24 protein-coding genes are annotated in these 20,966 nt (G+C 53.4%); 3 read left to right on the top strand and 21 right to left on the bottom strand.

What is annotated here, in order from left to right; translation table 11 throughout:
• Positions 1 to 307: 307 nt before the first annotated feature.
• From IM300_RS00450 to flgB, 19 genes are all read right to left on the bottom strand, one after another.
• Complete coding sequence (locus IM300_RS00450; protein ID WP_063865265.1) at positions 308 to 811, bottom strand: chemotaxis protein CheW; 504 nt, start codon at positions 809 to 811, stop codon at positions 308 to 310.
• Positions 808 to 2,796, bottom strand: a complete 1,989-nt coding sequence (gene cheA / locus IM300_RS00455) for a chemotaxis protein CheA (RefSeq protein WP_193034806.1) — start codon at positions 2,794 to 2,796, stop codon at positions 808 to 810. The genes IM300_RS00450 and cheA overlap by 4 nt, the downstream gene beginning before the upstream one ends.
• Entirely contained in the window at positions 2,783 to 3,688 is a 906-nt protein-coding gene (gene motB / locus IM300_RS00460) for a flagellar motor protein MotB (protein ID WP_063865267.1), read from the bottom strand. Before motB ends, cheA begins: the two co-directional genes overlap by 14 nt.
• The gene (motA, locus tag IM300_RS00465) at positions 3,685 to 4,581 is read right to left on the bottom strand and encodes a flagellar motor stator protein MotA (RefSeq protein ID WP_063865268.1); all 897 of its coding nucleotides are present in this window, start codon (positions 4,579 to 4,581) and stop codon (positions 3,685 to 3,687) included. The genes motB and motA overlap by 4 nt, the downstream gene beginning before the upstream one ends.
• Before the next feature lie 84 nt (positions 4,582 to 4,665).
• A complete protein-coding gene (flhC, locus tag IM300_RS00470) occupies positions 4,666 to 5,238 on the bottom strand; it encodes a flagellar transcriptional regulator FlhC (protein ID WP_063865269.1) in 573 nt (190 codons plus the stop codon).
• 1 nt (position 5,239) lies between these two features.
• On the bottom strand, positions 5,240 to 5,590 hold the full coding sequence (flhD, locus tag IM300_RS00475) for a flagellar transcriptional regulator FlhD (protein ID WP_023295279.1): 351 nt from the start codon (positions 5,588 to 5,590) through the stop codon (positions 5,240 to 5,242).
• A 356-nt stretch (positions 5,591 to 5,946) separates the two neighbouring features.
• Entirely contained in the window at positions 5,947 to 6,675 is a 729-nt protein-coding gene (gene fliA, locus IM300_RS00480; RefSeq protein WP_063865326.1) for an RNA polymerase sigma factor FliA, read from the bottom strand.
• A 169-nt stretch (positions 6,676 to 6,844) separates the two neighbouring features.
• Entirely contained in the window at positions 6,845 to 8,473 is a 1,629-nt protein-coding gene (locus IM300_RS00485; RefSeq protein ID WP_063865270.1) for a methyl-accepting chemotaxis protein, read from the bottom strand.
• 65 nt (positions 8,474 to 8,538) lie between these two features.
• Entirely contained in the window at positions 8,539 to 9,432 is an 894-nt protein-coding gene (flgL, locus tag IM300_RS00490; protein ID WP_193034808.1) for a flagellar hook-associated protein FlgL, read from the bottom strand.
• A gap of 11 nt (positions 9,433 to 9,443) precedes the next feature.
• On the bottom strand, positions 9,444 to 11,084 hold the full coding sequence (gene flgK / locus IM300_RS00495) for a flagellar hook-associated protein FlgK (RefSeq protein ID WP_193034810.1): 1,641 nt from the start codon (positions 11,082 to 11,084) through the stop codon (positions 9,444 to 9,446).
• 104 nt (positions 11,085 to 11,188) lie between these two features.
• A complete protein-coding gene (flgJ, locus tag IM300_RS00500; RefSeq protein WP_063865273.1) occupies positions 11,189 to 12,118 on the bottom strand; it encodes a flagellar assembly peptidoglycan hydrolase FlgJ in 930 nt (309 codons plus the stop codon).
• Positions 12,118 to 13,182 (bottom strand): flagellar basal body P-ring protein FlgI, encoded by a 1,065-nt coding sequence (locus IM300_RS00505; RefSeq protein WP_045324746.1) that lies wholly within the window; start codon positions 13,180 to 13,182, stop codon positions 12,118 to 12,120. Before IM300_RS00505 ends, flgJ begins: the two co-directional genes overlap by 1 nt.
• 58 nt (positions 13,183 to 13,240) lie before the next feature.
• Entirely contained in the window at positions 13,241 to 13,954 is a 714-nt protein-coding gene (locus tag IM300_RS00510; RefSeq protein WP_063865275.1) for a flagellar basal body L-ring protein FlgH, read from the bottom strand.
• 62 nt (positions 13,955 to 14,016) lie between these two features.
• A complete protein-coding gene (gene flgG / locus IM300_RS00515; protein WP_015571595.1) occupies positions 14,017 to 14,799 on the bottom strand; it encodes a flagellar basal-body rod protein FlgG in 783 nt (260 codons plus the stop codon).
• An 18-nt stretch (positions 14,800 to 14,817) separates the two neighbouring features.
• Positions 14,818 to 15,555, bottom strand: coding sequence for a flagellar basal body rod protein FlgF (locus IM300_RS00520; RefSeq protein ID WP_063865276.1), 738 nt, complete (start codon positions 15,553 to 15,555; stop codon positions 14,818 to 14,820).
• A gap of 9 nt (positions 15,556 to 15,564) precedes the next feature.
• Positions 15,565 to 16,779 carry a flagellar hook protein FlgE gene (gene flgE / locus IM300_RS00525; RefSeq protein WP_063865277.1) on the bottom strand — a complete coding sequence of 405 codons (1,215 nt, stop codon included), beginning with the start codon at positions 16,777 to 16,779 and terminating at the stop codon, positions 15,565 to 15,567.
• 28 nt (positions 16,780 to 16,807) lie between these two features.
• Positions 16,808 to 17,506, bottom strand: a complete 699-nt coding sequence (locus tag IM300_RS00530; RefSeq protein WP_063865278.1) for a flagellar hook assembly protein FlgD — start codon at positions 17,504 to 17,506, stop codon at positions 16,808 to 16,810.
• A gap of 8 nt (positions 17,507 to 17,514) precedes the next feature.
• Positions 17,515 to 17,916 (bottom strand): flagellar basal body rod protein FlgC, encoded by a 402-nt coding sequence (flgC, locus tag IM300_RS00535; protein WP_193034812.1) that lies wholly within the window; start codon positions 17,914 to 17,916, stop codon positions 17,515 to 17,517.
• Between the two features lie 4 nt (positions 17,917 to 17,920).
• Positions 17,921 to 18,331, bottom strand: a complete 411-nt coding sequence (flgB, locus tag IM300_RS00540) for a flagellar basal body rod protein FlgB (RefSeq protein WP_063865280.1) — start codon at positions 18,329 to 18,331, stop codon at positions 17,921 to 17,923.
• A gap of 259 nt (positions 18,332 to 18,590) precedes the next feature.
• On the opposite strand from flgB, the gene flgA reads away from it, so the two are divergent.
• The 3 genes from flgA (at position 18,591) to IM300_RS00555 (ending at position 20,120) form a co-directional block, all read left to right on the top strand.
• Positions 18,591 to 19,289: a flagellar basal body P-ring formation chaperone FlgA gene (gene flgA, locus IM300_RS00545; protein WP_193034814.1), complete on the top strand. Its 699-nt coding sequence runs from the start codon at positions 18,591 to 18,593 to the stop codon at positions 19,287 to 19,289.
• Between the two features lie 73 nt (positions 19,290 to 19,362).
• On the top strand, positions 19,363 to 19,653 hold the full coding sequence (gene flgM / locus IM300_RS00550) for a flagellar biosynthesis anti-sigma factor FlgM (protein ID WP_193034816.1): 291 nt from the start codon (positions 19,363 to 19,365) through the stop codon (positions 19,651 to 19,653).
• A gap of 23 nt (positions 19,654 to 19,676) precedes the next feature.
• Positions 19,677 to 20,120: a flagella synthesis protein FlgN gene (locus IM300_RS00555; protein WP_063865283.1), complete on the top strand. Its 444-nt coding sequence runs from the start codon at positions 19,677 to 19,679 to the stop codon at positions 20,118 to 20,120.
• Positions 20,121 to 20,237: 117 nt separating this feature from the next.
• On the opposite strand, the gene IM300_RS00560 is transcribed toward IM300_RS00555, so the two are convergent.
• Together IM300_RS00560 and fliS are read right to left on the bottom strand one after the other, a co-directional pair.
• The gene (locus IM300_RS00560) at positions 20,238 to 20,546 is read right to left on the bottom strand and encodes a flagellar protein FliT (protein ID WP_193034818.1); all 309 of its coding nucleotides are present in this window, start codon (positions 20,544 to 20,546) and stop codon (positions 20,238 to 20,240) included.
• Positions 20,539 to 20,946 carry a flagellar export chaperone FliS gene (gene fliS / locus IM300_RS00565; RefSeq protein WP_017692827.1) on the bottom strand — a complete coding sequence of 136 codons (408 nt, stop codon included), beginning with the start codon at positions 20,944 to 20,946 and terminating at the stop codon, positions 20,539 to 20,541. Before fliS ends, IM300_RS00560 begins: the two co-directional genes overlap by 8 nt.
• Positions 20,947 to 20,966: the final 20 nt, after the last annotated feature.

Below are 20,966 nucleotides of genomic sequence, written 5' to 3' on the forward strand. Positions count from 1 at the left end.
TATTTCAAAATGTTGGACAGAATCAGGACGTTAGACAGACCTCAATATGCACGTAAAATGCACGCGAGGCCTGTCACAGTGACAGAATTGTTTATTTTCAATGAGTTAAATAACTCTCGGACGCGAGTTCAACTCCCGCCAGCTCCACCAAAATTCTCCATCGGTGATTACCAGAGTCATCCGATGAAGTCCTGAAAGCCCGCACGGCGCAAGCCCTGCGGGCTTTTTTGTGTCTTCAATAAATCCCTTGACGCTGAAATCCGCTCGCGCAAGGCAAGCGGATACCCGGCGGTGGCTAAACGTCTGGCTAGGCCATGCTAGTTTCCAGCATCGAATCCACCATATCCATCTCCTCACGACTAAGCAGCATTTCGATATTGACCAGGATGATCATTCTGTTTTCCATCACACCAAGCCCAAGAAGATAACGGCTTGATAGCATGGATGCGAAGTCCGGCGTCGGTTTAATCTGGTCCATTTCCATCGACAGCACGTCAACCACACCGTCTACCACAATTCCCACAACGCGATTATTGAGGTTAAGGATGATCACCACCGTACTGTCATCCTGCTGAACGTCAGGCAGACTGAAGCGCACACGGAGATCAACTATTGGCACTATCACACCGCGCAGGTTGGTCACGCCGGTGATAAAACCTGGCGCGTTCGGGATGCGGGTAACGCTATCGCATCCACGTATTTCCTGCACCTTCAGAATGTCGATCCCATATTCTTCGTTACCGAGACGAAAAACCAGATACTCCTGCGCAATGGCGTCCGCGCCAGCAGGCTTTGTCGTTGTTTGGGTCATGCTGTTACTCCTTGCTTGCCGAACGTCGGCCTGACATGGTTTTCCTGTTGTCCGTTCATCGTCGACAGTTCAACCACGTCGAGGATTAGCGCAACGCTGCCATCACCGAGAATGGTCGCGGCCGAAACGCCCGGTACTTTGCGATAGTTCTGTTCAAGGTTTTTAACCACAACCTGTTGTTGACCAATAAGCTGGTCGACCCACAGGGCGTAGCGGCATCCAGCACTTTGGACGATCACCACAATGCCATCTTCAGGTGCGGTCTCGCCGGGCACCGATAGCCGCTGACGCAGCATCACCAGCGGAAGATATTCGCCACGAATTTGCAGCAGGCGCTCCTGCCCAACGAAGCGGCAGAGCATATCCTCGCCGGGCCTCAGCGATTCCATTACCGCGCCGAGCGGCAGAACATAGATCTCCCGTCCAACTTTCACCAGCATGCCATCAAGGATTGCCAGCGTCAGCGGCAGAATAATGCGTATCGTCGTGCCCTCTCCCGGCTTTGAAAGGACTTCGACATGGCCGCCCATGGCCATAATGTTACGACGAACCACGTCCATACCCACGCCGCGGCCGGAAACATCCGTCACGCTTTCTGCGGTAGAAAATCCAGCGGCGAAGATCAGCATCCATACATCCTCATCACTGATGGTGTCGCTGATATTCATTCCCTGGGAGCGGGCTTTGGCGAGGATTTTTTCCCGGTTCAGTCCGGCGCCATCATCCGTCACCTCAATGATGATATTGCCGCCATGATGTTCCGCTGAGAGGATAAGATTGCCCACCACCGGCTTCCCCTTGAGGGCGCGTTCTTCTTTCTGCTCAATGCCGTGATCGAGACTGTTACGGACCAGATGGGTCAGCGGATCGATAATACGTTCGATCAGGCTCTTATCCAGCTCGGCCGAACCGCCGCGGAGAGTTAGCTCAACCTCTTTGTTCAGGCGTGAACCCAGATCGTGCACCAGCCGCGGGAAGCGGCTAAACACGTAATCCATTGGCATCATTCGAATCGACATGACTGAGGACTGAAGCTCGCGCGTATTGCGCTCCATTTGCGCCACGCAGCTGGAGAGCATATCGTAGCTTGCTGGATCAAGTTTTTTGGAAAGCTGAGATAGCATCGCCTGGGTGATAATCAGCTCACCCACCTGGTTAATGATCTGGTCGACTTTACTGACCGCCACGCGAATGCTGCCTGATTCCTGGCTATTACTGCGGGCTGGTGCCGGTGCGGCAGGTCGCGCAGCAGGTTCTGAACGCTCCGCTTCTACAGAAGCTTTCTGCGCAACAGGAGGAGTCGGTTCAACGGACGCTGGATGACCGACATGTTCGATAAGGATTTGCGACTCTTCAAGCACAAAGCACAGCACCGCGGAGATATCGTCGGCAGAGGCACTCGTGAGCAGCTGAACCACCAGGCCATCATCCCCCTTCTCGGTCGCGACAATCTCTCCCATGTGGGATAACTCTTCCTGAAGCATTGCCCGCTCGCTTTCAGGAATTTTTTTTAACGTCACGCAGAGTAAAGACTCACCCTCAGCAGCACCCTGCTGCGTCGCGGCGTGCTCTTGCAACTCGACTGCCGTCTGGGCATGTTTGTCTTCCAGAGCAATCTTGCGCAGGGCTTCACAAATATAGCGATAGCTCGCTTCATCAGGTTCCTGCGAAGACTGATAGGCTTCCAGTTGCGCTTGCATAATGTCTTTACATTCCAGAAATAGATTAACGGTTGTGCGGTTAAGCGAGCGCTCTCCGGCTCGCACCTGATCAAACAGGTTCTCAAGAAGATGCGTGGTCTCCTGCAACGCATTAAAGCCGAAGGTTCCTGCCCCGCCTTTCAGGGAATGCGCTGCGCGAAAAATAGCATTTACCTGTTCAGGGTTCGGCGATGCGGCATCAATCTCCAGCAAATGCTTCTCCATCTCGGCCAGCAGCTCTTCCGCTTCGGTAAAAAAGATCTCGGTGAAATCATTCATGTCCATCGGTATACCCTCTTACCTCCTGCTGCGTAGTGTCGTTCAGGACGTTTTCTGGGCGATGCATGCGCGTGTCTTCCAGACGGATATCCTGTTCTTTGGTTTTACTTAATACCAAAATGCTAATACGGCGATTCGCCGGGCTTGAGGGATCGCTGTTCTCCAGAGGCATACGGCTTCCGGTGCCGATCACGCGAAGAAAACGCTCATCGTCGAGACCTGCTTTAACCAGCACGCGGCGCGCAGCGTTGGCGCGTCCGGAAGAGAGTTCCCAGTTACTGTACCCGGAGGTGCCGCCCGCATAGGGAAGCGAGTCGGTGTGGCCGGTAAGACTGATCTTGTTGGGCAACTCCTGCAACAGCGGCACAAGCGCCTGTAAGATGCCGTTCATATAGGATTCAGGCAGCTCGCTGCCTACCCTAAACATCGGGCGATCCTGACTGTCGGTGATCTGAATGAGCAGCCCGTCGTTGGTAAGACGCAGCATAATGTTGGATTTAAAGTTATTGAGCCGCGGATCGGTTTCGATCATCTGCTGCAATTTATCTCTGGCCTTTTTCAGGCTCTCCATCCAGCGCTGCCGCTCGCCCTGCGCCCGCTTATGATTCGCCACTTCTCCGTCCTGCTTCATCAGATCGTCACCGCCGCCGGGGATGACGCTGTCACTCAGGCTGGTTTTGTCTCCATTGGCCATAGATGGCTTAAGCGGCATGCGGAAGTAATCGGCAATCATCTCCCGCTGCACCGTACTCGACTGAGAAATCAGCCACATCACCAGAAAGAACGCCATCATGGCGGTCATAAAATCGGCGTAGGCGATTTTCCACGTACCCCCGTGATGGGCATGCTTTTTCTTCTTTCGCTTGCGCGAAATGATGATTGGAGAATCGTTTTTCATGCGGCGGCATCCGCAGACTTAGACTTAAGGCTGGCGCTGGACTTCACTTCCCGCACGTGTTCTTCAAGCTCCTCAAAGGAAGGTCGTTCGCTGGTGAAAATGGTTTTACGGCCAAACTCCACGGCAATTTGTGGCGCATAGCCGTTTAAACTGGAGAGCAGCGTGACTTTTATGCACTGAAGGATCTTGACCTGGTCGGAACTCATCTGACGCAGCAGGGTGGCGAGCGGTAAAACAAACCCGTAGGCAATCAAAATTCCGAGGAACGTGCCCACCAGCGCGTGGCCAATCAGCATTCCGAGCTCGGCTGCTGGTCGGTCTGCTGCACCGAGCGCGTTCACTACCCCCATGACGGCAGCCACAATACCAAAGGCCGGAAAGGCATCGCCGACGGTATTGAGACTGTGGGCCGGAACCTCAAGCTCCTCTTCGCAGGTTTCAATCTCTTCGTCCATTAACGCTTCGATTTCATGCGAGTTCATACTCCCACCGATCATGAGGCGGAAGTAATCGAGGATAAAGTTGCTTAACATCGGATCGTTCATCAGACGAGGATAAGCACTGAAAATTTCGCTGCCCGCTGGATCTTCAATGTCCTTTTCAAGTGACATTAATCCCTGAACACGGCTTTTTGACAGCAGCAAAAACATGAGTGCCATCAGGTCCATATAAACCGTTTTGTTGTAACGTTTCCCCACGAACAGCTTCACGATGGCTTTACCCGTCGCCTTAAGGGATTTGATGTTATTACCAACAATAAAAGCGCCGACCCCGGCACCGCCGATAATTAACAACTCCAAAGGCTGGAACAGCGCGAGCAGATTACCACCAGACAGCACGAACCCACCAAATACAGTAGCAATAACAACAAGATAACCAAAGATAACTAACACACTCTCTCCTTTTTACTCGCTGACCGATGTCGAGTGCCGTGGCATCGAATAAACGCCATCCTGTGCATTGCCATCGAACATCCGTCAGGCTGTCATAATTTCCGGCGTGGCATAATTGCCTGCAATTCCGCTGAGGTTGACCTGCGATTTTTTAAATGCCCGCGACGGAGGGCTGCACAAACTACAGGTGAACGGGTTTTTGATGAATTCCGTCGTGACGATAAAACCGCCGGAACACACGCTACAGGCCTTACGGGAAATAATGCCGCAGTCGATAAAGCGTAATAATGTCCAGGCACGCGTGAGCCCCAGAACAGGTTTATCGTCGCAGCAGGAACCACACTGCTCCAGATAAAGACGGTAGGTTTTCATCAATATTTCAATTGGACGCCCGCCCCCGGTTTTCTGAAGATAAAGGTAAATGTTATAGAACATGGAAGAGTGAATATTCTGCTCCCATGACATGAACCAGTCCTCAGAAAAAGGGAGCATCCCTTTTGGAGGTGGACAGCCGCGTAACTCTTTATACAAGCGCAGTAAACGCCGACGACTTAACGAGGTTTCAGATTCCAGAACCTGCATTCTTGCCCCAAGGTTAATTAACCCCATGGCAATATTTACCTCTTCAATTTCTTGCAATAAACTTTTCTCGCACATTTTATGCTTCTCCCGTCACAGCAGCATCGGACTCGCTTAACGAATTAAGTAAGTTTGTCGATAAAATGATGCCGGTATGAATTTGCTGAAGAGCTTCAATACGCGAATCTTTCGTCAAATTTTCGATGACCACTTCGTCATCAACACGTAAACGACAAATCAACTGATTGGTCGCAGCCAGTTTCATCAACTGTGGTAAAGACAACTCTTTTAAATTATCAATCGTGCCTTCGGATAAGCCGAGACGAAAGCTGGCAGCAAACTTATCCTGTCTGATCAGCTGCTGAGCCAGTAATAAATAAGAAAGGTTAATATCGTGAATGTTTTGCAGATACTCGTCAAAATTGGACACAAAAAGCTCCCACTGTTTTTCAACCACAAACAAGGCTAAATAGTTAAGGCAAAATGTTTACCCGGTCGATGTAGAGAGTCTTTTGGCATTGATAATCGCTGAATACAGCCAGGCTGATTCAATAAATTATCGAAAAACTTTTCAATGCCAAAGGATGGCTACATCACAAATCTGACGAAATCATATTCATTAAGAATTTTCCTAACAAGCTTTAAGAAAACGGCGCGCAGCAAAAAATCATCGTAACATGATGATTTTATTATCAAAAAACACATTATTAAAGATTCTTAATTATCACGTAACGTAATTAACTTTACTCAAGAAATATTGTTAATCTTGTTAATGTTATCGCTATGTTATTCATTTCCTAACAAATCCATTCTGCTTCGTAAGCGTTTTATCGCTAAACTGTGCAATTGGCTAACGCGCGTTTCCGTCACCCCCAGAATTAATCCAATCTCTTTCATGTTCAGATCCTGCTGATAATAAAACTGCAATATCATCTGTTCACGCTTGGGGATCATTCGGATATGCTCAGCAATGTTGGCTATCAAGTTTTCCTGAATGGCCTCATTTAACGGATTAAGCTGTGCATTTTCGCCGTCATTACTCTCCCAACTGTCAGAATAGTTCTCCTGAAGCTCATCCATGGAATACATCTGGCTGCTATTATTATCAGCCAGCATCTGCTGAAACTCCTTTAGCGAAACGCCCATCCGTTCAGCAATATCAGCTTCGGTCGCTTCCCCTCCCTTTTCCTGTTCGATCTGCTGAATGAGTGACACAATTTCTCGCGAATGCGATCGCACGCGCCGTGGAACCCAATCACTTTCACGAAGCTCATCCATTAATGCCCATTTCACACGCTGTGAGATCCAGGCATTAAGTGCCACCCCTTTTTTAGGGTCAAAGCTATCAATGGCACTTAAAAAACCCATGGAACCCGCCTGTATGAGATCGTCTAATTCGACATTGGCAGGCAGTCTCTTATGCAAACGCAGCGCTTCTTGCCTGACGATAAAATGGTATTTTGACCACAATGCCGTTTTATTCTCCAGCCCTTCAGCTGTGTATATACCGTCCACGCATTTCATCCACCTAATCTTCACATTCTCAATTATCAGTTGAAACCACATAATCAAAAAGTGCGATAAGCTTTTATAAAAATGCGCATACTGTTAATTTAATCATCTCGCAGCTTGATAAGAATAATTGGCGGCACTCCTGACGCCAATTATTCTCCTTCAGCAAGTGTCAGAACGTTTCCCACTGTGCATTATCATTTTCAACGTGACGCAACGTCATTTTTTCCGGCGCGGGCGTATGGCGTTTTTCTACTTTTTCATCTCGCAGGGTAAACTGGGCAACAAGCTGCTCAAGCTCGTCCGACTGAGATTCCAGCTTGCCTGCCGCCATAGCCGCTTCTTCCACCATCGCCGCGTTCTGCTGAGTCACCAGATCCATCTCGTTCACGGCCTGCGATATCTGATTGATACCCGCACTTTGCTCGTCAGAGGCTGAGCTGATTTCGCCCATAATCTGCGTCACTTCCGCAACCGACGTTACAATGTCCTGCATGACGCCGCTCGCCTGGCTTACCTGACGCGAACCTGTATCAATATTGCTCACGCTGGTATTAATCAGCTGATTAATCTCTTTCGCTGCATCGGCGCTGCGCTTGGCGAGGTTACGCACTTCTTCCGCCACAACCGCAAAGCCACGCCCCTGTTCTCCCGCTCGAGCGGCTTCAACCGCCGCGTTCAAGGCAAGAATGTTGGTCTGGTTCGCGATACTGTCGATGACGCCGTTAATATCGGCAATCTGACGGGAGCTTTCGGTAATCTGCGCCATGATAGCTTCCAGGTTCACCATCACCTCACCGCCATTTTGGGCATTCATGCTTGCCCCTTCTGCCAGGCTGCGTGCCGCATGTGCGTTATCCGCATTCTGACGTACGGTGGTTTTGATTTGCTCCATGCTGGCAGCCGTCTCCTGAAGGGCCGCTGCCTGTTCTTCGGTACGGGAGGAAAGGTCGCTGTTGCCCTGCGCAATCTCCTGGGCGTTAGAATGAATATGCACTACCCCTTCACGGATACCGGTGATGGTGTTGGTCAGGGAAACACGCATCTTCTCAAGCTCCCTGAGCATTTTGCCAATTTCGTTATCAGCGCCGGCTTCTATGGCATGACTCAGATCGCCTGCCGCTACGCGCTGAAGCATCTCAACGGTAGTTTCCATCCGACGCACCAGCGCAATACGCAGCCAGTAGCGAACGGCTAACAATACGCAAATCGCGATCGCCATCATCACCACGCTTACCCAAATCATCATCTTGTAGCCGCTTTCCGCTACCGACACATATTCGTACCCACGGTCAGATGAGATTTCTGAATACTTCTCAATTTTTTGGCGCAGCTCCGTACGCAGTTCCATATCACCGTTCATCGAGCCCGGGTATCCTTCCGGTCGCTCAAGGTAGCCGAGCTTGGTTTGCACGGTGTTATAAACCAGGTCAAATTTGGCGCGAAGTTCTTCAGCAGCCCTTGTCTCTTCCGGGGTGTTGAATTTCACCTGCGCGAAAGCGTCCATCTCCTTGCGCGCCTCCTTCAGCAGATTATGGGTGTGCTTGATCATCTCTGGCGATAGCGGTTTATGCAGAGACGTCTGAAGCATCATTCCGTTCGTGTTCGCCACCACCGAGTTAATGTTATATGCGGCGTTAGTCATATAGGCGTTGCTGTCATTAACGTCCACAACGCGTTTAAAATTTTTATTAATCGTCACCGAGTTATAAACGGAAAAAGCCGTAACGCCAAACAGCATGCACGAGATCATGCCGATAATCAGACTGATTACGGTATAGATTTTTAGTTTATTTAACATAGGTCCTCATCAGCCGCACATAAATATGCGGCTAAAACTTTCAGAAATAAAATGGAAGGGTAATGTTATTTATTAAATAAATTCATTTTTTGCATTGACTGAAATACCATCATGGATGCATTTAATGCAAACTCCGACATTTTGGAATCCATAATGAGTGAAGTCATTGTGCTGTAGTCCGCGCCAATGGCCGTCTGAACCTTGGTGATGGTGTCGTTGATCATGACGTCGCCGCTCATATCAAGCGCATCCAGTTGCTGAAGGTTGGTCCCCAGTTCAGCCTGTGCCTTACCCAGACGATCGATGCCACTGGAAACGGCTTCGCTGGCGGCACTCAACGCAGTATTCAGCGCATCGCTGTCGATAGGATCGCGAGAAAGTTCTTCTACCGCTTTATCAAGAACAGAGAAGATATCCCCGAAAACTTCGCTGCCCAGGTGGCCCGTCTGCATATCCGTACCATCGGCTACGGTTTGCCGGCGTGCGGTATCACCGCCGACATAGTTACCCACATCGTCAAACGGTGCCGTATCGCTTTTGAATCCGCCAAAAATATAGCGCCCGCTCCCGTCGCGGTTATTCGCAAGATCCATCAGATTGCCGCGAATACCTTTTATCTCTGCACCCAGCGCCCGACGATCTTCGTCAGAGTAGCTTTCCGTTTTCGCCGCGACGATTTTTTCGGTAAGGGTAGTGGTCAGCAAATTGCCGACACCGTTCAGAATATTATCTTCATGCTCAAGTGAACCCCGCACCGTTGAACGCACGTTGCTATAAAGCTCAAGCTTCGCCAGCGCATCCTGATAATTAACCGCATCGGTAGCGGACTTGGGATCATCCGAGGCTCGCAGCAACGATTTTCCAGCAGAGAGTTGAAGATAGATATTATTATTATCACTCACGCGCTTCGACATGCTCTCGGCGCTCTGTTTAAACATATACAGCGTACTTAATCGCATCGGAAAGCTCCTTATTTAATCGAAAGCAGCGAATCAAACATGGTGGTAGCGGTCTGTAGAATTTGCGCATTGGCCTGGTAATATTGAATAAACATCTGCATATTGACGGTTTCTTCGTTCATATCGACCCCTGAAAGCGCCTGCTTCGCATCATATTTGGTTTGCAGGTCGATCTCCGCCGATGAAATGCCCGATTTTACCGCCCGCGCGTTAGAACCAATAGTCCCCACCAGGCTTGAATAAGCCTCCGTCAGCGTGCTGCCGCCAATCAGTTTCTCATTCTGGATCTTAAGCATCTCTTCCAGATTAAGATTGTTTCCTACCCCGCCACCGGAGGCATCCGCTGCGGCAAAATCCTGTGCGCTGTCGATCGCGCGGCCAATACCCTCCGCTGCCCCAGCCATAGGATTAAAGGAAAAGCTGTCCCCCGCGCTTGCGGTCACGCCAGAAAGATCGATCTCAACGCCGTCAAACTCAAGCGTGGCGGATCCGGCCGGCACCTGCTTGACCAGGCGTCCGTCCGCCCCCGTTACGTTCCAGTTTGTTCCATCAAAATCGATGCTGTAATTTTCAGATTTTACGTTGGTGTAGTCCGTCACGCTGATAGCGTCGAGCGTTCCCCCACCGGCATTTCCCGCATTTGCCACCGCCTTCATGGGTGGCAGAGAGAAAAGATCGCCTCCCGGCACGCCCGTTGGCGTCTCACCCAAACGGTGCTGCTCGTTCATGCGGCTTGCCATCATAAAGGCGATCTGATTAAGCTCGTTTTTAGCGAGTTCAAGATCTTCGCTGCGGAACTTAAACAACCCGGCCAGGCGGCCTTTGGTAATGCTCGCTTCGTTAACCGGCGTGGTAGTACCGTTGCTGTCAACGTAAGAGACAACGATTCTGTTGGGATCGCTTTCAGACGCTGTGGCCTGTAGCTTGCTGGCGTTTTCGCCAAAGACGAGGGGACGGCCATCCTGAAGCGTGACGTCGACGCGGCCAGATACGCTGTTCTCGGTAACATCAATACCGATCTGCTCGCTCAGTTTTTCCAGTAATGCATCGCGCTGATCCAGCAGGTCCGCAGGCGGCGTGCCGTTCTGCGCCTGTACGCGTTCCAGCTGTTTATTCACTTCTGCCAGCTGGTCGCTAATGCTATTAATTTCTTTTACGCTGGTTTCGATATTGGCATTGGTGCTCTTTTCCAGCGCGGTGAGGCGCTTGCCGCTGTCATTGAAGCGCTGGGTCAATACGCCGAGTGAGCTGAATACCGCGGAACGGGCCGGGCCGTCGTCTGGGGTCGCGCTCAGCGTCGCCATCGACTTGAACAGGTTATTGATTGAGACGGAGACGTTGTCGGATTCATCGCCCAACATATTATCTATGTCGCTCAGTTGCTCCATGCGACCGCTAAGCGAGGCCCAGTTTGAGACGGAGCCGCGTAACTGCTTGTTGGCAAAAGCATCGTAAGCGCGATCGACGCCGGTCACCGTCGCGCCGTAGCCGTAAAATCCCTTTCCGGTGGTCATGCCGCCGAGCTCACCAATCACAAGGCTGCGGCGGCTATAGGTATCGCTCATGCCATTGGTCAGGTTGCTGCCCACCACACTAAGAGCGGATTGCGCTACGCTAAGGCCACTTTTCGCAAGACTAAAGAGGTTGTTCATAAGGCACCTGGCTATTCCGTTATTTCCAGCCCGATATCCGGGCAGGGTCAAAATTATTGCTCTGCTTTATTCATCGGTGATTGCGAATTTATCTAAAAACTTTTTTAAAATATTTTCGCGAGGTCGTTTTTGTAGGCTTCCACACCCTGCTTAATATCACCTTTTACTTTCTGAATAATGGAGATGAGTTTTTTCGCATAGGCAGGATCGGTTGCGTATCCCCCCGCCTGAAGCGCTTTGGCCGCCTGCTCCGGCGAACGGGAATGCGCAACGCCCGCATAGCGCGGGTTCTTAGTGAGTAGCGTCGTGTAATCGGCGAGCGCATGTTCATAGGAATCGTAAACGCGAAACGCGGCCTTTACCTTTTGCTTCACACCGTTGATGTATTCGGTGGTCATCACCTCTGTGGTTTTGCCTTGCCAGTCACCCCCGGCCTTAATACCGAACAGGTTATGGCTGGGGCGGCCGTCAGCGGTGGGGATTTCACGCTGCCCCCATCCCGACTCCAGCGCCGCCTGCGCGAGGATCAGTTGCGGATGAACCCCGCTCTGCCTGGCGGCGATCTGTGCTGGACGCAGCAGACGAGAAATAAAGGATTGTGCCCCCTCCGCTACGTTGCCAAAGGAGACCGGCGCAGACGGAACCCGCGGCCCGGCGGCGGATCTGGCGGAGGAGGAAAGTCCCGGCAGATTAAGCGGGCCGCTGCCGGGCGTCGACACCGATGCGTTTTCGCTCTCGCCGCCCAACTGGCGCACAATCATATCCGCAAACCCAAGCTGTCCGCTCCCGGCAATATTTTGCGCCACCTGCTGATCGTGCATCGCGGTAAACATATCGGTGGACTGGCTGTGCATGAGGTCATCTTTGATGGTGGCATCGCGCATGCTCTTCATCATCATCTGCACGAAGATCCCCTCCATCTGCTGCGCCGCCGCCCTGAGCGCACCGGGTTCAGCGCGGCGCGCATCGCGCTTCAGCGCGTCAAGAGAGCGAACGTCAAAGGCGGGCTTATCCAGACGATCGAAAGCATTCATCACTCCACCTCCAGCTTCGCACGCAGGCAGCCTGCATTTTTCATTGACTGCAAAATGGACATCAGCTCATTTGGCGTCGCGCCAAGCGTATTGAGTGCCCTGATCACCGCGTTCAGATCCGTACTGCTGCGCACGCTTTGCAGCGAGCCGCCGCGGTCGCGTACTGAGATATCGGTTTGTGGCACCACGACGGTCTGCCCGCCACCGAGGGGCGTATCCGGCTGGCTCACGACATTATTCTGCGTGACCTCCACCGTCAGCGAGCCGTAAGCCACGGCACAGGCATCGAGGGAGACATGGCGGTTCATCACCACGGCGCCGGTACGAGAGTTAACAATGACCTTTGCATCCTGTATCCCCACGCGCAGCGGAATATCCTGGATATTGGCGAGGAAACGCACCCGGGAAGGACCATCCGGCGGGGCAAACAAACGCACAGTTCGGGCATCTTCAGGGATTGCCGCCCCGCCGCTATAGCGACGATTAATCTCGTCGCTGATCTGCTGCGCCAGCGAGAAGTCCGACTCGTTTAGCTGGAGACGCAGCGTGTTTTGCGTGGCGAAGTCATTTGGGACTTCGCGTTCAACCGTCGCCCCACCGCTAATGCGTCCGCCGTTAAGCTGGTTAACCTGCACGCGGCTGCCGCCTGCCTGCGCGCCAGCTCCGGAGATCAGCACGTTGCCCTGCGCCATGGCGTAGATTTGGTTGTCCGCCCCCTTAAGTGGCGTCATCAGCAGCGTACCGCCACGCAGGCTCTTCGCGTTTCCCAGAGAAGAGACCACGATGTCGATCTTATCCCCTGAGCGGGCGAATGGCGGCAGTTCAGCCGTCACCATTACCGCGGCAATATTTTTCAGCTGCATGTTGGTGCCCGCCGGTACGGTAATGCCAAGCTGGGACAACATATTATTGAGGCTCTGGCCCGTAAACGGCGCCTGCATCGTCTGGTCGCCCGTGCCATCAAGCCCGACCACCAGCCCGTAGCCCATGAGCGAGTTAGAGCGCACGCCCTGCACCGTGGCCAGGTCGCGAATTCGCTCGGCCTGCGCAGGCGTATACAGCATTGGAATGCTGAGCAGCAGGCCGAGAAAGAACAGAATGGATTTTGTATTCATCGTCATATCAGAAAGGAGAAAGGTTCAGGAACAGGCGTTGCAGCCAGCCCATCGTCTGCGCTTCGTTGATGTAGCCGTTGCCGACATACTCAATGCGCGCATCCGCCACCTGAGTTGAGGGCACGGTGTTGGCCCCGCTGATGGTGCGAGGGTTCACCACACCCGAGAAGCGTATAAACTCGGTCCCCTGGTTTATGGCGATCTGCTTCTCACCGACCACCTGTAGATTGCCGTTCGGCAGGAGTTTATTTACCGTCACCGTGATGGTGCCGGTAAAGGTGTTGCGCGCTGCCGCCCCGCCCTTGCCGGAGAAGTCGCTTTTGCCCTCCGCGTTAAAGTCCGCTTTGCCGTTACCAAGCCAGCTGTTCGAGCTGCCCGGCATGGCCAGTAATCCCATTCCGGCCGATCCATTACGGTTGGCACTGGCGGAGGAGCTCTTGCTGGCGCTAACGTTTTCCTGAAGCAGGATCGTCAACGTGTCGCCCACGCTGCGCGGCCTGCGGTCTTCAAACATCGGCTGATAGCCATAGTTCATGGCTTGTCCTGCCTGGAACAGCGAGCCGCCGGTTGTGACCGGTGCCATCGGTAATGGTTCTGCCGACGTTGGTCCGTCCACGAGCGGCTTTTGCAAAATGTGCGCGCAGCCGCTTAACAGCAGCACGCCCGCCAGCAGTGCAGGACGCGATAGCCCTGATGGACTGTATGTAAAAAGTGTTTTCATTTACGTGTCGATAAACCATCTATCCGCCCGAGCCAGCGCCCGGAGCGGTAAGAGAGAGGAAATTAAAGCTGGGTGAGCCTCTGCAACATCTGATCGGATGCAGAAACGGCCTTACTGTTGATCTCGTAGGCGCGCTGGACCTGGATCATATTGACCAGCTCCTCGGCCACGTTGACGTTAGACGTCTCGATGTATTTCTGCTTGAGCGTGCCTGCATCTTCAAGGCCCGGATTCAGTTCATTCGGGGCGCCGGAGGATTGCGTTTCACGATAAAGATTGCCGCCAATGCTTTCGAGACCGGCATCGTTGACAAAGGTCGCCAGGGTCAACTGCCCCACCTGCTGCGGCTGAGCCTGGCCCGGGAGCGTCACGCTGACGATACCATCAGGGCTTATCTGCATCTCTTTGGCGTCCTGCGGCACCACTACGCCCGGCAGAATAGGATGGCCTTCTGCGTTTACCAGCTGGCCGTTTTCATTTTTATCGAAATGTCCGTCACGGGTGTATGCGGTGCTGCCGTCGGGCAACTGCACCTGGAAGAAGCCTTTGCCTTCGATAGCGACATCGGTATCGTTACCGGTCATGTTAAGGCCGCCCTGGGTATGCACGCGCTGGGTAGAGACCGGACGCACGCCGGTACCTAGCTGGAGGCCGCTTGGCAGCGTCGTCTGTTCGGAAGCCTGTGCACCGGGCTGGCGCATGGTTTGATAAAGCAAATCCTGGAACACCGCTCGCTGGCGCTTAAAGCCGTTGGTGTTGACGTTCGCCAGGTTGTTTGAAATTACGTCCATATTGGTCTGCTGTGCTTCCAGACCGGTTTTTGCGATCCATAATGACCGAATCATCTGTACTCCTTGCGCGGGTTAGCCCACGCTTAATAGCTGGTTGGCCTTTTGCGCGTTTTCATCCGCGGTGCGGATCACCTTCATGTTCATCTCGAAGCTGCGTGCGGTGGCAATCATCTCCGTCATAGCCTTCACCGGGCTCACGTTACTCCCCTCAAGGGATTCAGGACTCAGACGCATGGCGTCATCCTGGGGCAACGCACCGCCCGCTGCCGGGCGAAACAGCCCATCGTCGCCGTGGATCAGGGTGCTCATGGGAGCGTTAACCATTTTCAGTCTTCCGACCGGCACGACGGCCGTAGGCTCATCACCCGCGCCGAGTGCAGAGACGGTACCGTCCTCCGCAATGGTGATCTGCGAATGGGGAGGAACCACCAGAGGTGCGCCGTCGCCCATCAGCGGCTTCCCGCCAACCTGCAACGCGCCGTCCTGATCGATCTCAATGCCGCCATTACGGGTGTACCCTTCACTGCCGTCCGGCAGGGCTACCGTCAGCCAGCCGTTCTGCGGGAGTGCAACGTCGAGACTGCGTCCGGTGTGGGTAATCGGTCCCATGGTGTCGTCGTTATACGGCGTTGATTCCGCTACCAGCGCGCGAGTTTTCAGGGTCTCTCCCTCAACCGGCACAGCGCGAAACGCGGCCAGTTGGGCACGAAAGCCCGCCGTGGCGCTGTTAGCCATGTTGTTCGACGTCACGGCCTGGCGGTTGAGCGCCGCGTTAGCAGCACTCAATGCGGTATATATTGCGCGATCCATCCGCCGCCCTTATCGCAGGTTAACCAGCGTCTGGAGTAGCTCAGACTGGGTTTTGATGGTTTGCGAGTTCGACTGGTAATTACGCTGGTAGACAATCATATTGACCATTTCCTGCCCCAGATCGACGTTAGACTGCTCAAGCATATTCCCGTTTATCGTACCGAAGCTGCCGGAGCCGGAGGTGCCAAGAAACGGCTGGCCGGACTGCGGCGTTTCGCTCCAGACGTTATTACCTTCAGCTGCCAGCCCACCGCTATTGGCGAAATCAGCCAGTACGATTTGGGCCACGGTCTGTCGCTGACCGTTACTGTAGGTCGCGACCACTTCTCCGCTGTCGCCAATAACAAAGCTCTGATATTTACCCGGGGCCTGTCCGTCGATCGTGTCAACTTTCACGAGGCTATCGGTGGCCCGGCGGGTTAAGCTGGAAAGATCCAGGTCGATACTCAGCGGCGCGGAGCCATTAAACGCAGCACCGTTGATGGTCATTTTGGTACTGGCCATCGCCGCAGTGTCCATATTGCCGTTGCTATCGAACTTCAACTCCAGAGAGGTCACATCAGGCGTGCCGGGCGCGGTTTCATCGCGCGCGTAAGCTTTCCACTCGCCTGCCGCGGTCTGCACAAAGTAGACCTTTACGGTGTGTTTATTGCCCAGCGTGTCGGTCGCTTCAATCTGGCTCTGATAGTTGTAGGTTTTTGGATCGCTATGATCGAACGGTTCGGTGATGATGGTGGTGTCATCTGACTTCAGGTTACCCGTAAGGGATCCGGCGGTAGACGCCGCTGGCGGCATGTCTTCGGTCGGTATACGAATAGGTCCTACAGGCGCGCCGGGAGCGATTGTCGGCGGTGTACCGGTCGCCTGGTAGCCGGTCAGGTACAAGCCATTGGTGCTGTTGATGATATTGCCGTTCTGATCCTGCTTGAACTGGCCGTTACGTCCGTAAAAGACGGCGCCACCTTCGCTCACCATGCGGAAAAATCCTTTTCCCTGTAAGCCCATATCCAGCGAGCTGTTGCCCGCCGTCAGGCCACCGTCGCCGAAGTTCTGGGTCACGCCCGCAACCTGAACCCCGAGGCCCGTCGTTCCGGCGAAGATGTCGGCGAAGGCCACGGAGCCTGCTTTAAAACCTGCTGTCTGGGAGTTGGCGATGTTGTTTCCAACCACGTCCAGCGCTTTGGCGGCTGCATTGAGACCGCTAAGACCTTGTGAAAAACTCATATTGAAGTTCCAGAGAGTAAATTATTCGCTATTTTTGGATAACAACCACGTCGCCCATGGTGATGGGGTCATGATTGAGCAGGTGCAGTACCGCGCCGTTGGCCGTCATCGTGACGCCAGACACCTGCTCCTGAATCAGGCCGGAGATTTCCGGGTTATCGCCTTCCGGATTTTTCGCGTCAAAGGAGAGCGTGTACTCCCTGTCCTGAGGTGGCCCTGGCTCCGGCTGGAAGTTTTCCAGATCGTCCAGGGTGTAAGTCTTCACCCCGGATTTCACGTCCTTCAGCTGCGCCGTATAGGCATTGCCTTCATCATCCTTCAGCGTGACGGTGACCGTTTCTGCATCGCCCGATAACAGGAAACTGAAGCTGTCTGACGGCTTCTCCTCGCCGTCCAGAGGCTGCGCGGCGTCACCAAAGGCGACCTTCGGATCGCCCTCGATCAGTACCCCACGGCCTACCCATGAGGCGGCGCTCATACTGCCCAACTGCGCCATAAGCGCCTGAACGTTGCCGACGGATGAGTTAAGTTTTTCCACTCCCGCGGCGGTATTGAACTGTGCCAGCTGGGAGGTCAGCTGGTTGTTATCCATCGGGTTAGTCGGGTCCTGGTTTTGCATCTGCGCAACCAGCAGCTTCATAAACTGCTCGGAGAGGTCGGCTGCACTGCTGCCCGTGCCGTAAGTACTGGTATTGCCGCTGGTGTCGTTTACCGTTGAAACTGTCATATCCTGCCTTACTGGCCGAGGGTTAAGGTTTTCTGCATCAGGGCCTTGGCGGAGTTCATCACCTCCACATTTGCCTGATAGCTGCGTGAGGCGGAAATGGTATTGACCATCTCATTGACCACGTTGACGTTAGGCATGCGGACATACCCCTGTTCGTCCGCCAGCGGATTTCCGGGCTCATAGACCAGGCGATCGGGCGCTGTACTCTCCACCACGTCGCTGACTCTGACGCCGCCGATGCCCTGGGCAGAGGTGTCCGCTTCAAACATGACCTGGCGGGCGCGGTAAGGATGTCCGTCAGGTCCGGCAACGCTGTCTGCGTTCGCCATATTGCTGGCGCTCACGTTGAGACGTTTTGACTGCGCGGCCATCGCCGAGCCTGAAATATCAAATACGCTAAATAACGACATTTATTTACCCCTGACTGACTACCGTCATCATTTTCTTAATATCTGCACCGAGGAATGTCAGGCTCGATTGATATTTCATGGCGTTATCCGCGAAATTAACTCGCTCGCGGTCCATATCCACGGTGTTACCATCCGCGCTTGGCTGATCCGGTACGCGATATAGCAACTGAGCATCATCGAAAGGCATTTTTTTGCCCTGCATATGCTTGCTGGACGTTAACGCCATGGTGACAGGCCCTGATGCAGGTTTATTCCCTAACGCATTTTTAAGCTGCTGAGAAAAATCAATATCTCGCGCCTGATAGCCTGGCGTATCGGCATTCGCAATATTCGATGCCAGGATTTCCTGCCGACGCGAGAGGAGACCTAACGCCTGCTGCTGGAAGCGAAACGCATCGTCAAGTTTATTCATCATGCACTCTGGTCCCTGCCTTGCTTTATATAAACCGCGATAGTGTAGACAGCGCTGATGAAATATCACACTGCAAAGACCTGACAGAAATAGGCGCTATTAGCGAAATTAAAATAGATATTTAAAACAGGCGGAACTGATTCATGAAAACGGCAGCAGAAGTGTCATTATTTAACGCAATAAAAGCGTTTCTTTCGCGTATATAATTTATTCAGAATAAACATACCGGTTTACTTTACTGGTTTTACAATAAGGCAACAAGATGAAGCTTCCATTATTACGCATAACGCTGGTAACGCTTTTTTTCGCCAGCCCGCTGTACGCCAGCGTGCCATCCGCGACAACGGCAAAACTGCGATTAGTGCAGAAACTGGAGGCGCTGGTCAAGCTCACGGAAAATCCGGGCAATATCGTTCGTACCGTTACGCTGCTGGCCTCGCCCGGGCAGATATCAGCGGTGTGCGAAAATCCTGACCTGAGCCTGGCCGGGCATGATAACCGTCTCACCGGCAAACGCACCGCGGTGGCACGCTGCGGCATGCGTAAGTTCTATCTGCCGTTTAGCATTAGCGCCCAGGGAACCTTCTGGGTCGCCAGCCATAGTCTGAAGGGCGGGGAAATTGTGCAGCAGGGCGATATAACGCCGATGACCGGTAGCCTGGACGATTTGCCCGTAGGGCTAATGTTCGATGCGAGGGACATTGTCGGCCAACGCCTTTTACGCCCCCTTGCGGCGGGTAAACCGGTGCTGCAAAACCAGCTGCGCCAGCAGTGGCGTCTTCGTGCCGGGCAGACGGTAGAGCTGGTCATGTCGGGACCGGGTTTCTTTATCCGCAGCCAGGGCAAAGCGTTAAACAACGCTGCGGTTGACGATACGCTGCGCGTAAAAACCACGGGCGGACGTAACGTCACGGGAAAAGTGGGTCGGGACGGAGCCGTGACAATTTTTTCAGAACAATAATTTTAGTTTTTTCGTGTATTTCCGAAGTCTAGTGTATAGGCAAAAGCAATAACGATGACTGGCGAGGATAAACATGAGCATCGAAAGTACCCAACCCACTGCACCGATTGGCAATCTGGCCGGCGGACAGGAACTGCGTACACGCGGCGCCGCGCAGGAAAATACCGTCGCGGCGGGCGAAGCGCGCGGAAACAAAACCGAAGTGACCCTGAGCGCGCTGACAAAAAAAATTCAGACCGACGACAGCCGTGACGTGGATTATGCACGCGTGGATAAAATCCGTGCCGCAATGGACTCCGGGGAGCTCACTATCGAGCCAGAGAAAATTGCTCAGGCGCTGGTGCGACATATTTTTGAGTATTAATAACGGCAGGATTTTTTAACATTATGGATAAGCTGTACCCGATACTGACGCAAATGAAAACGTCCCTGGACGAGCTGGAAGCCATCATGATTGAAGAGGTCAATCAGCTCAGCCGCGCACAAATCAATCCCGTTTCGCTACAGGTATTATCGGATAATAAAAGCCAATTGCTTTCGTCAATTCAGTACTACGATGAAATGCGTCTCCAGCAGGAACAGCTTTCCGCCCTTCAGGCGCCCTATCACCATCACAGCAGGCTGTTCACCAGCTGGAAGCTGATAAGAGAACGGGTGCAAAGCACCAAAACGCTGAACGCGCAGGTCGAAACGCTTCTGCAAAACCATATGAAGAAGAATCAATATATGCAGAAGGTGGTAGACCGCGTGGGTCACGCCAACACGCTCTACGGCCCCGCCGGTGAATCCAGCCAGGCTCCCGCGGGTCGTAAATACAATATCAGTATCTGATTCGCGTCTTGCTTACTCGTAATCGAGCTCGCCCATGGCGAGCTTTTTTTTGCGCGCTAACGTCATGTTGCAGAGGGATTGAGGCGGGACATGCTCCCGCCTCCAGGGGCGGGAGCGTCAGACAGTGTGGTATGCCTGAGCGGACGCGTTTGATTTAAGTAAAGCCGAAATGTTCTCGCTGAGATGGCCTCGCCGGACAAACATCCGCTGGCGCAGACGTTCGTCCTGGGCAAGAAGCTGCGCAAGCTGTGCGCGGGCGTCATCGGCAAGCGGCGAGAGATCGAACTCACAGAGCGCCTGCATACCCCGCGCGTAGGCTGTAACCTCTTCAGTAAAGCACTCCCACGCCTCCTCGTCTGCTAACCGTTGCAGACGTTCGTTACTCTGCAACATCAGGGCGATTTGCCGCGTAAGTGTATCAGCCATGCTTCACCTGACGCGCCTGCGGGTCGATGGCTTTCCACGTCTCGGCCATATCCACCATCAGCGAGATAAGGTGCGGAAGCATTTCCCCGGACTTATTAAGGTTCGCCTCCAGCAAAGAGCGCGAAATATACTCGTACAGTCGCTCCAGGTCGGCGGCAATCTGTCCCCCTACCTCATGGTTAAGCCCGGCGCGCAGGCCGTTATCAATAATGTTGATTGCCCGGGAGATCATCTCACCCCGGCGAGCGATATTTCCGGACTGGAAGTAAATCTCGGCGCGACGCATGGCATTAATTGCTCCGTCGTAGAGCAATACGATGAGCTGGTGCGGGGTGGCGCCAGCAATCTGGCTGTCCAGAGAGACGGAGGAATAGGCGCTGTTGCCCGTTTTGGTGTACATCTTCGGTTCCTGCCGGGCAG

This window comes from Enterobacter cloacae complex sp. I2, assembly GCF_014896205.1.
GTDB classification, from domain to species: Bacteria; Pseudomonadota; Gammaproteobacteria; order Enterobacterales; family Enterobacteriaceae; genus Enterobacter; species Enterobacter quasihormaechei.